The sequence below is a fragment of the Neisseria sicca genome, from assembly GCF_014054945.1.
In the GTDB taxonomy this organism is placed as follows: domain Bacteria; phylum Pseudomonadota; class Gammaproteobacteria; order Burkholderiales; family Neisseriaceae; genus Neisseria; species Neisseria sicca.
Genome location: NZ_CP059566.1, coordinates 2,446,550 through 2,461,464, shown reverse-complemented (window position 1 = coordinate 2,461,464; position 14,915 = coordinate 2,446,550). Strand labels below are relative to the sequence as shown.

Below are 14,915 nucleotides of genomic sequence, written 5' to 3'. Positions count from 1 at the left end.
AAGCCCTTCCCTCGACAGCCGACACCCAAACACAGGTTTTCGTCTATTTCCGCCCTCAATCACTCCTGATTCTACCTAAATGCGCCCTTAATCCTCCCCAGATACCTAATAATCAGGCATCCGGGCCGCCTTTTAGGCGGCAACAGGCACACTTAGCCTGTTGGCCGCTTTCAACAGGTTCAAACACATCGCCTTCAGATGGCTTTGCGCACTCACTTTACACAGACCAAAATAGGCTGCCCGGGCGTAGCGGAATTTACGGTGCAGCGTACCGAAGCTTTGTTCGACCACATAACGGGTCTTCGACAAATATCGGTTACGTTTGGTTTGCGCTTCCGTCAGCGGACGGTTGCGGTGGGCTTTGCGCATAATGCCGTCCAACAACCGATGCTCTTCCAGATGTTGCCGGTTTTCCTTACTGTCGTAGCCTTTATCGGCATAGACGGTCGTACCTTCGGCAATGCCTTCCAGCAAAGGCAACAGGTGGTTGCACTCATGGGTATTGGCGGGGGTAATCTGCAGTTTCTCGATATAGCCTTCCTCATCGGTACGGGTATGTTGTTTGTAACCGAGTTTGTAGAGGCCGTTTTTCTTTGTCCAGCGGGCATCGCTGTCTTTACTCGGTGTGGTTTGTCCGCTGACTTGTCCTTCTTCATCGACTTCTATGGCCTGACGCTGTTTGCTGCCGGCGGTCTGAATAATGGTGGCGTCAACGGCGGCGGCGGATGCCTTCTCTACTTTTAGGTTTTTTTCGGCCAGTTGTCGGTTAATCAGTTTGAGTAATTCGGACAGGGTGTCGTCTTGCGCCAGCCAGTTGCGGTAGCGGCATAAGGTGCTGTAGTCGGGGATGTTCAGTTCGTCAAAACGGCAAAACAGGTTGAAATCGATGCGGGTGATGAGGCTGTGTTCGAGTTCGGGATCGGAGAGGCTGTGCCATTGTCCGAGCAGGACGGCTTTGAACATGGACAACAGGGGATAGGCGGGACGCCCTCGGTGGTCTCTAAGGTAACGGGTTCTTTGACGATTCAGGTACTGTTCGATAGGCTGCCAATCAATCACCTGATCCAACTTCAATAATGGGAAGCGGTCGATGTGTTTTGCAATCATGGCTTGTGCGGTTTGCTGGAAGAAGGTGCTCATGGGAAATCCCCTAAATGTCTTGATGGAAATTTAGGGGATTTTGGGGAATTTTGCAAAGGTCTCTATTTGTAAGATGCAACAGGTTTGCGCTTTTATGACAACAATTCAATTCCACGAAACAACTGAATAAAGAAAATATCAATACAATCTACTTTATAAAAAAGCCTGAACATATTTTCGATGTTCAGGCTTTTGATATTTGGCTCCCCGACCTGGGCTCGAACCAGGGACCTGCGGATTAACAGTCCGTCGCTCTACCGACTGAGCTATCGGGGAATTAGAAGGGGAATTATATCTTAAAAAAATAAGAAGTCAAGAATTAATCCCCTATTATCATTAATGATATGATTTATATGCGGTTTTATAAAATTTCCGCAATATGTTTAGCAGCACGTTTAGCATCCAGCAAGATCAAACCCAGCTTACCGCTTTCCTTCGCCATCAGGGCCAATACTGCATTATCACCTGCTTGACTCAACAGAATATAACCTGTTTTACCTTTAACCATCACTTGATCTAACTCACCACATGCCAGCTCATGCACTGAACGGTTGCCCAATGCCAACAATGTTGCAGACATAGCACCAACTCTGTCCGCATTCAAATGTGATGGAAGCATTGTAGCAATTGGCAAACCATCAGTCGATATTACAGCTGAAGCTGTAATATCGGGAGAAGTATTATTTAAATCACTCAACACAGAGATTAATAATTGTTGCATATTTATTCCATTCTCAAATTATAACTTTAGTTATATAGTTTGCTGGCGGCTACCATATCTGTGGTACAACACTTTAACCAGTGTCACAAACGCCTCTTTATTTAAGTCAGGCATACCACCTATAACTAGAATCAGCTTAGTTTCCCCAATATACAATGGGAAAAATGTTAACTCGCTCTGACCAGAAGGATCACAAATCCCCCACGCACTATTATTGATATGCAAATTGTTACGAATCAGCAGACGATGACCATCTTCCATCTTAGCCACCTCGCTTGCCAACAGGCCCAACTCTTCGGCAGCTTCATGATGAAAATTAGCATTGGCAAAATACAGGCCATTCTCATCAGCCAGCAAAGCTTTACCTGAATTAGACAACTGCTCTAACAATTCCGGTAACTGCTCGTCTGTCAAATGAATATCTTCGTTACTAATATTTTCATCACCATATAAAAACTCTAAACGTTGCAAACGGTACAACAAGTTTAAAGCCGTATTGATATCACTGGTATCAGCCCAAGCTAGAATTTTTTCGCTACTAATGACCTCTGACGGGTTTGCACGCAATAAGCTATATAGCAATGTTCTACTTGCGCTTGGTGTATCGCTGGTTACTGCATAATAAGCACCAGCAGGTGTAATTCTGGGATATAAATTTGATTGCAAAGAAAGTGTTGATTCCATTTTATACCTCTAAACCCGGATCAATTGAGAACAACATTGCGCTAACCAATTGTTTGACATCATCTTCTCTACGAGCATCAATCTCAAAAACCGGTACATTAAAATTATTTTGTGCTAAATATTTCTGATATACATCAACGCTTGGCAATGAACGAATATCCATTTTAGTAACGCCTACTACTAATGGCGCTGTTTTCAATAATTCTCGGAATGCTTCCAAGAAGAATTGCAAATCCTTCAATGGGTTTGTTCGTGTATTATCCAAAAGCAATACCAATCCCATACTACCCTGGCTTAGAATTTCCCACATAAAGTTAAAACGTTCTTGCCCCGGTGTACCATATAAATGGACTTTGACTTCTTCATCCAAATGGATCACACCATAATCCATTGCTACGGTGGTATACCCCTTACGAACCAGCGTCATATCTGATGCAGATGCATCTGTCTGTACAGGCGGCTCATCTGATAACGCAGAAATTGCTGTTGTTTTACCTACTCCAACCGGACCGGTAAAGATAATTTTATTTTCTTTCATTACATGTCCTTTTTAGCGTTTTCCCAATAATTTACGCATTAAGCGCTGTAACAAACCGCGTGGCTGCTCTTGCGAAGGACCTGCCACTTTTTCTGCATCCTTAACCATCTGACTATCAGGCACATCACTATTAACACTAACATGTTCAGAAATATTGGCATGCTGATTAGCTTGATTCGGAGCATATTCGCTATCCGTTGCCAAAAAGCCTGTTACAGAGGTTGCCGCCAAATAATTCAAGATATCCGGCATTTCCAAAGGCATAACTTTATAGAGGATATTTAAGTTGACTGATGTTTTAGTTAAAAACGCAGATAACCTCATAGACTCTGGAACCGGAGCAAGCCTGGTCAAATTAGGCCAACGCTTTAAAGTGAAAATCGTTTGAGGAGTCATCGGATAAATCAATCTTCCCTGAGCAGTCCAAATTGCCATCTGCCACAAACAAGACATAATCGTTACTTTGGCTTTTTCTTTCCACTGGGGATTATCCGGCACGACTTTGCATACAACAGATAAATTGTCATTCTTACAAAGCCCTTCTAACTCATGGGCGTTGACTGTCAGCAATACCCTTTGAATACTTGGGAAAACAATTAATACCGGTTTACCCTCATGTAAAACGGCAATATCCTGATGACCTTGACTGGCAAACTTCAAGGCACCAAGCAATCCTTTATTCGGATTAAAGCGACGAATAGTAGCCTTTCTACTTTCGTTACCGTTTTGCGTTCCTTCTTGTACTTCTGCCTTTTGAGCCGAAGCATCAAAAATATTCCCGCCCTGCGCCAAACTTCTTAAAATCGGGAATAAGGTATCGAATTTAACCGGCTTAGCCAAATACGGCGTTGTAACAGATGGCTCTTGCGAACAAAACATCGCAACAGGAATATCAGGGTATTTGATTTTGAGCGTTTTCCAAGTTTCAATGCCCTCAGCAGTATCAGTATCTACCAATACTAAATCTGGTATTTCATCTGAATCTGAGTCAAGAATCTGATAGTTCGTCGTATTGTGCATTTTAAAGGCCATACGGAAAACGGCTTCTTGCTGCTCGCTCATATCGCGCAGCATAATCCGTATGGTTTTGATTTTAGGTAACAGATTATCCATCATGGTACTCTCTAATTATTTTATTTTTTTGAATGTTGATTTACATGTTGCAGCAAACGGCTCATTGCCAATACCACTTCTTCCGGAAGGCTGACAACGCGTTCACGCAATAAGCGCAAGAATTGTTCCAGACGTGCCCAGTCCTCTACTCTTTCGTAAAGATCGAACAGCATCACATACAATTGAGATTCTTGCGGGTACTGTAAAACAGCTTGTTCCAAAGTACCTATGGCCAAATCCAACTGACCGTACATCAGTAAAGATTCAACTTCTTTCAGTGCTTCATCTGCAGGAGAGGCGTTGACGCTAATGATAGAAGAATCTTTTTGTACCAGTTCGCGATATTTAGCTTTCATTTGAAGAGAAGTAGGTCGGATATAACCCCTTTCCAAACCAATTTCTCTGATTTTATTTTCGTTAGGTCCTTTCTCCAAATCATCAAATACTTCATGATAACCGAGGCTATATCCCCAACCCAGCATGCGTTCTTTCACTTGGCGGCCATACTGACCCAATGAGTGGTACAACTTCCACAAGTGTTTAGCAAACTGACTGATTTCTTCATGCTGATAGTCAAGTTTTAATGCATCGATGATAAGGCTTGCCGGCTTAGAAGAGCTTTGAATGGCACGGTTATATTGTTGAACAGCAGTTTCATAACCTACTTTATCTTTCAAGATTTTGGCACTTTGTTCAGGTTTAACAAATCCGATAACGGCTCCCATTTCTTCCGGAGTAATATCGGTAAACTCTTTCTTGCCCAATACGATAGCAGCGCGTTTGGAAACGCCAGGGGCATGATTAGCGCCTGCATTGTCATTAGTCATCGCAGGAGCGGATGCCGAAGCCTCTTCCAAATCAGGTTGCTCTCCGATTTGGCGCTCGATTTCCTGCATGCTCCATCCCAAACGGTTTTCCGCCAATACGCGTAACGGCAAATGCGTCTGATCGGACATCAAGCCGGCTTTAACGTACTCAGCCAGACTTTCTTCAGACAAGACGGAGCCATGACGCTCCAAGGCGTCTGTCAGCATATCGATATTACCAACGCGCAGACTCAACCCGACAAGCTCATGCACTAATTTCTCAGGAGCCCCATCGTTTAGGCCATTCAAATAACCCGCCAAAGATTCGGCAGCCTTACTCTCATAACCAAATTGCTTATATACTTGATATTCCGTCAGTGGGTCGACTTCTTGCGCAGATGACGCACCGCTCTTTACCATAGGAAGGCTGAAATTGCCCAACCCGCAAAATAAATCTGCCACCCTGTCATTAGGCTGTATATCCAACAGGCGCAAAGCCCTGCTGATCATTACAGCATTCAAGTCCGCATTAATCTGCGTAAAATCACCCGGCTGATAAGGCATTTCTACCGAAAATTCAGGCAAACTGTATTTCAATTCGGGCAAATCTTTAGGGTACAGTGCAGTTGACGGCTCGCGCCCATATTGAAACCAGACCTGCCAAACTTGCTTTACCCCACCTGATATCTTATCAAACCATGTCTCAATTTGCTTCAAAGAGTAGCCAGACGGTTTTTTTATGAAACAAATGTTCAAAACAACCAATGCACGGCTATTAAAAAATTCTACAAATCGGACTGCCGCCCCGCCATCAGACAGTGTTTGCAACAACAATTTCACCATAGGTAAAACATCTGAAATATGTTTAGGCAACACCTGACATGTTTCAATATCAACCACTTCATTCGTTTTTTTCGCCTGAAAACCCATTTTCAGACGACCCTTCTTATCGACTGAGACACTCAACCGCGCCCTATCCCGATAATGCCAAGCCGAACCATAAATAGGCGGAAGAATCTGTTCCGATTTGACTCTGCCGATACGCTCGAGCTGTTCTTCCAAAATACGTTGCTTCAATGCAACTTGAGCGGTTGGAGACACATGTTGCAACGAGCAACCGCCACATGTCTCATAATAACCACACGCAGGCCGGACTCGTTCACCCGACTCTTTTAATACTTCTACTGTCTCTGCTTCGCTGAACTGTTTCTTCTCCCTCAGCACCCGAAACGACACTTTCTCAGTAGGCAGCGCACCTTTAATAAAGACAGTTTTGCCGTGTACTCTGGCAACGCCGCGCCCCTCATAATCCAAAGAAAAAACATCAGCCACGCCGTCAAAACATTTCGTATCAGCCATCACTTGTCCACTCGACACCCGGTTTATCTTTTCAGACGACCCCAATCCATACCTGCCGCTCAAACCGGCAAGCAACCGAAAGGGCATATTTTCGCACAAAAAAATACAGATTCAGGTATGATTTCCCAAAATCTTCTTTTCATTTATTACAAGTATTACGACACATGAAAAAAACCATTTTCGGCCTGACCGCTGCCTTCTTAGTTACCGCTGCCTCAGCCAACACACCCATCCCGGACGTCTCTCCCGTTTCCGAAGGTCAGCACGTCGTCATCAATATTCCGCAACAACGCTTATTCTTATATACAGACGGCAAACTGACCAAAATCTATCCTGTCGCCGTCGGCAAGGCCATGACTCAAACCACATTGGGCGAACACAAAATCGGTGCAAAAGCCTTCAATCCGACTTGGCACATCCCTAAATCCATCCAAAAAGAACGTGGCGACGGCGTCAAAAGCGTACCAGCAGGCCCTAACAATCCGCTCGGTCCTGTTTTTGTCCGTCTGGGCGATCCCAAACTCGGTTTAGGCATTCATGGCACTAATGCCCCTGCCAGCGTACCGGGCGTCCGCAGTCACGGCTGCGTCCGCATGAAGTCTCCGGATGCACTGGAATTTGCCAAAACAATTGCCTCCGGCGCTCCCGCCTCCGTCATCTACCAAATGGCCAGCCTCAACGAAGATGCCAACCAAAACCTTTGGCTGGCCGCATACCACGACCCATACGGCAAAAAAAATCTGGATACTGCCGTCTTGAAGAAAAGTATTGCCGCTTGGGCAAAAGCACACGGTAAAACCATTAATCCGGCTAAAGTAGACGCTATTTTAAAAAACCGCACCGGTGCCGCCAACTGTCTGACCTGTGCCAAAGGCGTCAAACTCAAAACCCCGTTGAAATCACTCGCCTGGACGAGCGGCTCCAGCGCTTTCAGCAAACCTAAAATTGCGCCTAAGCCTGCTCCGGTCAAAGATGTGGTTCTGCCTAAAGGTACTGAAATCGAAGTCGAAGCTGACGATACACCCGCTTCCGCACCAAACCAAAGCGTTCGTCCTGAAGCAAATCCGGCAAAACTGTACAACGCCCCCGCCAGCACGCCGAGCTATCCGAAATATGACATCCCGGAAGGCAGCGAGCCGACAGGAGTGTTGTTCTAAAAGCAAAGGAATTTTCCGAATGCAAAGGTCGTCTGAAATTCAGCTCCCTAACAATATAGGAGCTGACAAATTTCAGACGACCTTTTTCATCCAATATCGTTCACATCCTTACAATCAAACCGCCCACACTCCTTTTTTCCCAATAACCGCTTTACCAAACTGAATGCCAACTGCTTTTCAGTATCAGGAAAAACAATCCAGCCCGATACACCGCTATTGTATAGTGGATTAACTTTAAATAAGGACAAGGCGACGAAGCCGCAGACAGTACAGATAGTACGGAACCGATTCACTTGGTGCTTCAGCACCTTAGAGAATCGTTCTCTTTGAGCTAAGGCGAGGCAACACCGTACTGGTTTACAGTTAATCCACTATAAATTAGCGGCTTTCCGCCCATCGTCAGGGCTTTAGAAAATCACCGCGTTGTTAACGCCACGCGGCGACAAACTCATTCCAATGCTGCTTGTCCTGAGCCTGTCCGATCAGGTAATGCTTCAGCCGTTTGACTTCCACTTCATACTCGTCCGCATCCAAAGCGCCGCTCATCAGGCGGAAGCGCAGGAACATCAAATAAGTGTTTGCCGCATCGGTTTCGCAATAATCGCGGATGTCTTTCAGACGACCTGCGTGGAACGCCTCCCAAACTTTACTGCCGTCCATGCCCAGTTTACCGGGGAAACCGCAAAGTTTCGCCATGTCGTCCAGCGGCACATTGGCACGCGGTTGGTACAGGGCGAGCAGATCCATCAGGTCGCAATGGCGGTTGTGGTAGCGGCTGATGTAGTTGTTCCACTTGAAATCGCGGCTGTCGCCGAAATCGCCCTCGCCCATATCCCAATAACGCGCCGCCGCAATACCGTGTATCAGCGCACGGTAATGCAGGACCGGAAGGTCGAAGCCGCCGCCGTTCCAACTGACCAATTGCGGCGTATGGCTTTCGATAAGATCGAAAAACTTGGCGATCATTTCCTCTTCGCTGTCGTGCATTTCGCCTATGGTGCCGACGTGGATTTTGTCCTGCCCCCAGCGCATACAGCAGGAAATGGCGACTACTTGGTGTAAGTGGTGCTGCATAAAGTCAGAGCCGTTTTGGGCGCGGCGTTTCTGCTGGGCAAACAAGACCACCTCGTCGTCCGGCAAAGAGGCAGGCAGGTCGTACAACAGGCGGATGCCGTTCACATCAGGTACGGTTTCAATATCGAAAGCCAAAATCGGGGTCATGGGCGACTCCTCAAATTCAATCAAAACAGATTAAAACAGACAACAGGATAACGGCATTGTGGCATGTTTCCGCATTTATTGACAGTCAAATCACACCGCCGCCCCACCATTCCATCTGCCTGTACACCTACCCAAAACACCGTCAAAACAGTAAAATCCCCCTTTTATCCCAATTCGAACCATAAGCCATGCTCACCTTCCAACAAATCATCTTCAAACTCCAAACATTCTGGGCAGACAAAGGCTGCACCGTCATCCAACCTTTCGACATGGAAGTCGGCGCCGGTACTTCCCACCCCGCCACCTGCCTGCGCGCGCTCGGCCCAGAGCCTTGGTTTGCCGCCTACGTCCAACCCAGCCGCCGCCCCAAAGACGGCCGCTACGGCGACAATCCCAACCGCCTGCAACACTATTACCAATTCCAAGTCGCCCTCAAACCCGCGCCCGCCAATATCCAAGACCTCTATCTCGATTCCCTGCGCGAATTGGGCATCGACCCCAAAGTCCACGACATCCGTTTCGTTGAAGACGACTGGGAAAACCCCACCCTCGGCGCATGGGGCTTGGGCTGGGAAGTCTGGCTCAACGGCATGGAAGTGACCCAGTTCACCTACTTCCAACAAGTCGGCGGCATCGACTGCACGCCTGTACTCGGCGAAATCACCTACGGCATCGAACGCTTGGCGATGTACCTGCAAGGCGTGGAAAACGTCTATGACCTCGTTTGGGCAAAAACGCTCGACGGCAACACCGTCACCTACGGCGACGTGTACCACCAAAACGAAGTCGAACAATCCACCTACAACTTCGAATACAGCGATGCCGACTGGCTGCTGCGCCAGTTCAACGACTACGAAGCGCAAGCCAAACGCCTGCTCGCCGAAGAAAACGCCAGCCTCGCCCTGCCCGCCTACGAGCTGGTCCTCAAAGCCGGACACACCTTCAACCTCTTAGACGCACGCGGCGCCATTTCCGTGACCGAACGCGCCACCTACATCGGCCGCATCCGCGCGCTGAGCCGCACCGTAGCGCAGAAATACGTCGAAAGCCGCGAAGCATTGGGCTTTCCTTTAATTAAATCAAAATCCTAATAGGTGTTGATATGTTCCACAAAACGCTTGCCGCCGCCGCATTGTCCCTCATTTTCTCTGCAAATGTTCAGGCTGCCCCTTTATCGTTTCAATCCAAAACCTTGGAAGCCAAATCCTGTGACGGAAAAAACAGTGAAGGCAAACCCCTTTGCCATCAACTTACCGTCAGCTATCCGATTACCGGCGATAAACATTTGGATGACTGGGTCAGGAAAGAAATGGGCGGCAAACTGCCTACACAGAAATCGGTTCAGACGACCTTGATACGCGACAAAGACGTAAAGGAGACCAATAAGGAAAACCAAAAACTCCGCAAAGCCGGTGAGTATCCTTGTGCTTTGGACTATATAGATACGTTGGAACTGGAAGGCTATACGCCCAATTATGCTGTTTTCGGACAAGAAGACTGGGAATACAATTGTGGCCCGCACGGATACGGCGTGCACACGCTGACGGTATTGAAGCGCGGCATTGCCAATCCGAAGCCGCTTAAATTGAACGACATCCTGTTACCCAATCAAGAAGGAAAACTGACACACCTGCTTGAAGAAGCCTATGTCAAATACCTGAAGGAAAATAGTGGTGACACCGAAGAAGAAGCACGTGATTACATTAGTGGATACAATAGTGACAAATTTTCCGCTACGGAAAACTGGCGTTTCGATAAAAACGGCTTGACTTTCCTGTATCAAAGTTACGAAATCGGGGCATATGTTTTAGGCAGACCTGAGTTTACTATCTCCACTAAGGATTTACAGGGCATCGTGAAACCTGAAATCTTGAAGGAAGCGGAGCATTTCATACAACCTAAAAAATAATTAAGGACCCAGTGTAGATTATCTCCCCTTAGCTTCTGACCGATTCAAGTATAGTGGATTAACTTTAAACCAGTACGGCGTTACCTCGCCTTAGCTCAAAGAGAACGATTCTCTAAGGTGCTGAAGCACCAAGTGAATCGGTTCCGTACTATCTGTACTGTCTGTGGCTTCGTCGCCTTGTCCTGATTTAAAGTTAATCCACTATATTTGCAGTTAATCGTCAAAAAAGGTCGTCTGAAAACCTAATTTGGTTTTCAGACGACCTTTTAGCTTTGGCAAATCAAGCCTGACGGTTTATCGTCTGCCACACGTCGTAAGCGTTTATTTGAACCATCGCGACAACGCCGGAATCCGCGACAGCAAAGCCGTATCCAAGAGCCAAATCACGGCGATAGCGGCGATGGCGGTCGGGAACAATACCGCCACAATCAAAAGCGGCACAGCCATTGCCCACCATACCGGCAGCTCGATTTTTTGCGCCGGAGGAACCAGTCCGCCCGCTTTGGACGGGCGGCGTTTCCACCACATCACGCAGCCGCTGACGCAGATGAAAATAACCGCCAGGCAGAACAAGACGTTCGCCAGCACGCTCCACCAGCCCAGCGTCCCCATGTGCAGTGCGATGCTGGCCGCCATGAATTTGCCGAAGAAATTGTAATCGTCGAAACGGATGTCGGCCAAGATTTTGCCGCTGTATTGGTCGATGTGCACCGTGCGGTCGGCGGTCGGGCTGACCATGTCGTAGCTCATCGAATCCTGCGACAGCGTCCACACGCCCGTTTCGCCTTTGGGCAAGTTGAGCTGGTAGCGGCCTTTGAAACCGATTTCGCGGGCGAAGCGGTCAACCGTTTCCAAAGTCATCGGTTCGCTCGGATTGATGCCGTTTTCGCCCTTCGTCGTACCGGAAACAGGCATGGGCGTGAGTTCCAAAATCCACGGTACTTCTTTGGTTTTGCCGTCGTTCAACACATCACCGTGGGTCGGCACGACGGATACGGGGTTCGGTTCGACCCCCCATTTGCCGGCGGGGAACTGGCTCCAAGACTGAACGAACTTACCGCCCCAAATGCCCGCCCAAGCAACACCCGACAGGCAGAACAACAATAAAATCAAAGAAACCCAAGTGCCGAATGCGCCGTGCATGCTACGCCACCACGAGCGTCCTTTGCCCGTTTGCGGCACAAGCATGGCTTTCAGGCTGCGCTGTTTCGCCCACCACAGATAAATCCCCGTAATCATCATCAAGATAGTCAGCGACGCGGCAGTTTCTATCAGATAATCGCCCGCCGTGCCGAGCATCATATCGCCGTGGATTTCGTCCATCGTGTGATACCAGCCCTCATTGCGCGGCATGGAACTGACGACTTTCGCCGTGTAAGGATCGACGGCGACCATGGTCGCTTTGTCGTCGTTGTTCACGCGGAACACGGCAACCATATCGTCGGCGCGCGGCGCGATATATTGCACCACCGAAGCGGTTTCAGGGTTCACAGACTGCCGCGCCGCTTCCGCCTGCGCCGACAAAGGCTGCACCTGCGCCTGCGGGGTAACGTGTATGCGCTCGCCCTCTTTGCCGGTGATGTTGGCGAATAGAAGCATGCCCAGACCCGTTACGGCAAGCAGGGTCAGAAAGGGCGCGACCAATAGCCCGAAATAAAAATGCCACCGCCACACGGTCAGATAGCGGCGGTTAGCCTGTTGGTCTGGATGGGGAGTAGGTTTGGTTGTGTCCATAAATTCTCTCTTTTGTTTTGAGTGGATGGAGATAAAGCGCCAAGCTCCTGCTTTGCCTGTTTATTTAAATCCACCGAGAAAAACGGCAATCGAAATACGCATCGCTGCCATTTTTTACATAACGGTCTTCAATCAGGCATTGGCAGATTCAGAATAAAAAGTGAATCTACAACAATGGATTATAAACCAAAAGCACTAATACTTTATGAGTATAATCAAATTTTCGGATATTAACAATTTTTGCAAATAAAGCCGTAACAAAAGACGATACCTTGGGAAAAGACAATAAAGAAGAAAAATAGTTCAGCATAAAGGCAGACATGTAACCAACTGTCAGACAGCGAAGTCATCCCCAAAACCTCAAGCATGTTCGAAAAACGCGCTAAATTTCCACCCAGATGCAATAAATACCGCCAAGCCCGTTTTATGACAAAGGTCGTCTGAATAAACTATACTTTCAGACGACCCCTATCTATCACGGAGCTTATCCATGTCCATCCGTCTGACCACGCTGTCTTTAATACTTGCCGCCACAGCCTGCACGTCCACCGCTTCCCCATCGGCAGAAACTTCGCCGACCGTCACCAAATCCGCCATCGATACCGCCTACTGGACTGAACAGCCCTATTGCAGCGGCCGCTATCAATTGCGCCTGCCGTCCAAACGCCGTCATGGCAGTACGCACCTTGATTACAACGGCTGGAGCGTGATGGTCATGTTTAATGATTGGGATAGAAACGTTAGGACTATCAATAGGTTTAAACGTAGTGGTTATGATGGAACGGATATTGTCGTCGATACCCGTACCCTGATTCCGGATCGGGCAATGATGCAGGTAACTCGTAGGGATTTTGAATGGGAGCATATTATCCGGGATCGCGGTATGCCCTACGAAGCCGATTTATATTTCAAGCTGGATAATGATGATGCTTATATCGTGCGTAGTTATTTCCGCATTCCTTCTAATCATGGCAAAGCCCCTGCCAACTGGAAAGCTCAAGAAAAAGAAGCGATAAACACCATAGAGAAAAAATTCCGCCAAGAAATCCTCAGCGGCTTGAAAACCAGACAGGAGTTTGAAGTACCGAACCGACACGGCATCTGTCTGATAGGTGGTTTTATTGCCGATGACGGCAAAAAACCGTTTGAAGTCCATAGCACCGTCGAATTTGCCAAACAACTCGATATGAGTCTGGAAATCATGCACGGCGACGTGTTGAAAGCGGGCGAAGCAACGTTGCTGCAACGTAAGGTAAATCTGGGGAAAGGCGCAATGGTTAAAGCGCTAACCCGCACCATCCGCCAAGGCAAACGCACCATCAACGGTATGTCGGGTGAGGAAAAATTGGTGAAATGGGGCGGCAACAAATATATGTTCTTTTGGGAACGCGACGGCGGCGACCCGCGCATCATGATGCAGTTTGGCACTGAGAAAAAAGACGGAACGAAGCGCAGTGAAGCCGAAGTCCTTGCGATTTGGGATACGGTTTTGCCGACTTTGAAACCTGTGAAGCAATAGCGATGGAAAAGGTCGTCTGAAAACGCAGCTTCCATGGTATTAAACCCTGAACCTAGCTTTCAGACGATCTTTCCTCACACTTTTCTCTCGATAGCCTTTCATCCTTCCAAACAACACAAGACCGTAAGACAAAATTTTCAGACGACCTCCAAACATAATCATTGCCATTCGGACTGGAAAATATCCAACCCGCCCTTCCCTCGCAAACGGTATCAAAACTATTCCACAAACCACATAATGCCAAGCAGCCGGCAAACGAAAGGTCGTCTGAAAACCTGAAACAAGAATTTTCAGACGACCTTTTAATTTGGACTTGTTATAGTGGATTAACTTTAAACCAGTACGGCGTTGCCTCGCCTTAGCTCAAAGAGAACGATTCTCTAAGGTGCTAAAGCACCAAGTGAATCGGTTCCGTACTATCTGTACTGTCTGCGGCTTCGTCGCCTTGTCCTGATTTAAATTTAATCCACTATAGAATGTTCTTCCCTATGTGAACTTATCCCAGCAAATTTTTCATATTTTCCAGTCAATCCAAAAAATAAAAAGCACGGTAATCAACCGTGCTTTTTGTAAAGCAAATCTGCTTATTTGTTTTTGTGCGAACGAAGATAATCCAAGGTTTTGAGCTGGGCAATCGCTGCGGCCAAGGCTTTGTGTGCTTCAGCCAGCGATTTATCGTCTTTGGCTTGAGAAATGCCGGTTTCCGCCGCCTTCTTGGCAGCTTCCGCGCGCTCCCGATCCATCTCGGAACTGCGTACGGCAACATCCGCCAACACAGTAAGTTGGTTGGGCTGCACTTCCAGCACTCCGCCGGACACTGCAACAAGCACTTCTTCGGCTTCGCCCGGCACGGTCAAACGCAATGCACCGGGACGTACCAAACTCATAATCGGCTCGTGTCGCGGATAAATACCGAGCTCACCTTGAACAGTTGGAACCACTACAAAACTGGCTTCGCCTGAATAGATGTTCTGCTCGCTACTTACCACTTCAACTCGCATGATGCTCATGCCA

The 14,915-nt window shown here is 47.7% G+C and carries 12 protein-coding genes, 1 tRNA gene and 2 pseudogenes; 4 read left to right on the top strand and 11 right to left on the bottom strand.

Translation table 11 applies throughout. From position 1 onward, the window contains the following. Nucleotides 1–132 precede the first annotated feature (132 nt). From H3L95_RS11730 to H3L95_RS11695, 8 genes and pseudogenes are all read right to left on the bottom strand, one after another. The gene (locus H3L95_RS11730; protein WP_003760393.1) at nt 133–1,140 is read right to left on the bottom strand and encodes an IS5 family transposase; all 1,008 of its coding nucleotides are present in this window, start codon (nt 1,138–1,140) and stop codon (nt 133–135) included. Between the two features lie 200 nt (nt 1,141–1,340). Beyond that, nucleotides 1,341–1,416: transfer RNA gene (locus H3L95_RS11725), tRNA-Asn, on the bottom strand. An 85-nt stretch (nt 1,417–1,501) separates the two neighbouring features. Beyond that, on the bottom strand, nt 1,502–1,861 hold the full coding sequence (locus tag H3L95_RS11720) for a roadblock/LC7 domain-containing protein (protein WP_003760395.1): 360 nt from the start codon (nt 1,859–1,861) through the stop codon (nt 1,502–1,504). Nucleotides 1,862–1,891: 30 nt separating this feature from the next. Continuing rightward, the gene (locus tag H3L95_RS11715; RefSeq protein ID WP_009313121.1) at nt 1,892–2,545 is read right to left on the bottom strand and encodes a hypothetical protein; all 654 of its coding nucleotides are present in this window, start codon (nt 2,543–2,545) and stop codon (nt 1,892–1,894) included. Between the two features lies 1 nt (nt 2,546). Then, complete coding sequence (locus H3L95_RS11710; protein WP_003760398.1) at nt 2,547–3,083, bottom strand: GTP-binding protein; 537 nt, start codon at nt 3,081–3,083, stop codon at nt 2,547–2,549. A 12-nt stretch (nt 3,084–3,095) separates the two neighbouring features. Next, nucleotides 3,096–4,196 (bottom strand): alpha-glucan phosphorylase, encoded by a 1,101-nt coding sequence (locus tag H3L95_RS11705; protein WP_040668888.1) that lies wholly within the window; start codon nt 4,194–4,196, stop codon nt 3,096–3,098. Between the two features lie 20 nt (nt 4,197–4,216). Beyond that, nucleotides 4,217–5,401 (bottom strand): annotated as a pseudogene (locus H3L95_RS11700) (23S rRNA methyltransferase); the annotation flags it as partial. Then, nucleotides 5,402–6,361, bottom strand: a pseudogene (locus H3L95_RS11695) (TRAM domain-containing protein); the annotation flags it as partial. It lies immediately after the preceding pseudogene. A gap of 164 nt (nt 6,362–6,525) precedes the next feature. Here H3L95_RS11695 and H3L95_RS11690 point away from each other — a divergent pair. Next, nucleotides 6,526–7,518: a L,D-transpeptidase gene (locus H3L95_RS11690; RefSeq protein ID WP_182096163.1), complete on the top strand. Its 993-nt coding sequence runs from the start codon at nt 6,526–6,528 to the stop codon at nt 7,516–7,518. 426 nt (nt 7,519–7,944) lie between these two features. Here H3L95_RS11690 and H3L95_RS11685 read toward each other — a convergent pair whose 3' ends face one another. After that, entirely contained in the window at nt 7,945–8,739 is a 795-nt protein-coding gene (locus tag H3L95_RS11685; RefSeq protein ID WP_003760412.1) for a 3'-5' exonuclease, read from the bottom strand. A 188-nt stretch (nt 8,740–8,927) separates the two neighbouring features. On the opposite strand from H3L95_RS11685, the gene glyQ reads away from it, so the two are divergent. After that, nucleotides 8,928–9,830 carry a glycine--tRNA ligase subunit alpha gene (gene glyQ, locus H3L95_RS11680; RefSeq protein ID WP_003780086.1) on the top strand — a complete coding sequence of 301 codons (903 nt, stop codon included), beginning with the start codon at nt 8,928–8,930 and terminating at the stop codon, nt 9,828–9,830. An 11-nt stretch (nt 9,831–9,841) separates the two neighbouring features. Beyond that, nucleotides 9,842–10,648 carry an RsiV family protein gene (locus H3L95_RS11675; protein ID WP_003760417.1) on the top strand — a complete coding sequence of 269 codons (807 nt, stop codon included), beginning with the start codon at nt 9,842–9,844 and terminating at the stop codon, nt 10,646–10,648. Nucleotides 10,649–10,969: 321 nt separating this feature from the next. Here the strand turns inward: H3L95_RS11675 and H3L95_RS11670 are convergent, their stop codons facing one another. After that, nucleotides 10,970–12,382, bottom strand: a complete 1,413-nt coding sequence (locus tag H3L95_RS11670) for a PepSY-associated TM helix domain-containing protein (RefSeq protein ID WP_003760422.1) — start codon at nt 12,380–12,382, stop codon at nt 10,970–10,972. A 490-nt stretch (nt 12,383–12,872) separates the two neighbouring features. Here H3L95_RS11670 and H3L95_RS11665 point away from each other — a divergent pair, with 490 nt between their 5' ends. Then, the gene (locus H3L95_RS11665; RefSeq protein WP_040668876.1) at nt 12,873–13,901 is read left to right on the top strand and encodes a T6SS immunity protein Tli4 family protein; all 1,029 of its coding nucleotides are present in this window, start codon (nt 12,873–12,875) and stop codon (nt 13,899–13,901) included. A 584-nt stretch (nt 13,902–14,485) separates the two neighbouring features. Here H3L95_RS11665 and H3L95_RS11660 read toward each other — a convergent pair. Next, a complete protein-coding gene (locus H3L95_RS11660) occupies nt 14,486–14,911 on the bottom strand; it encodes a F0F1 ATP synthase subunit epsilon (RefSeq protein WP_003741652.1) in 426 nt (141 codons plus the stop codon). Nucleotides 14,912–14,915 lie beyond the last annotated feature (4 nt).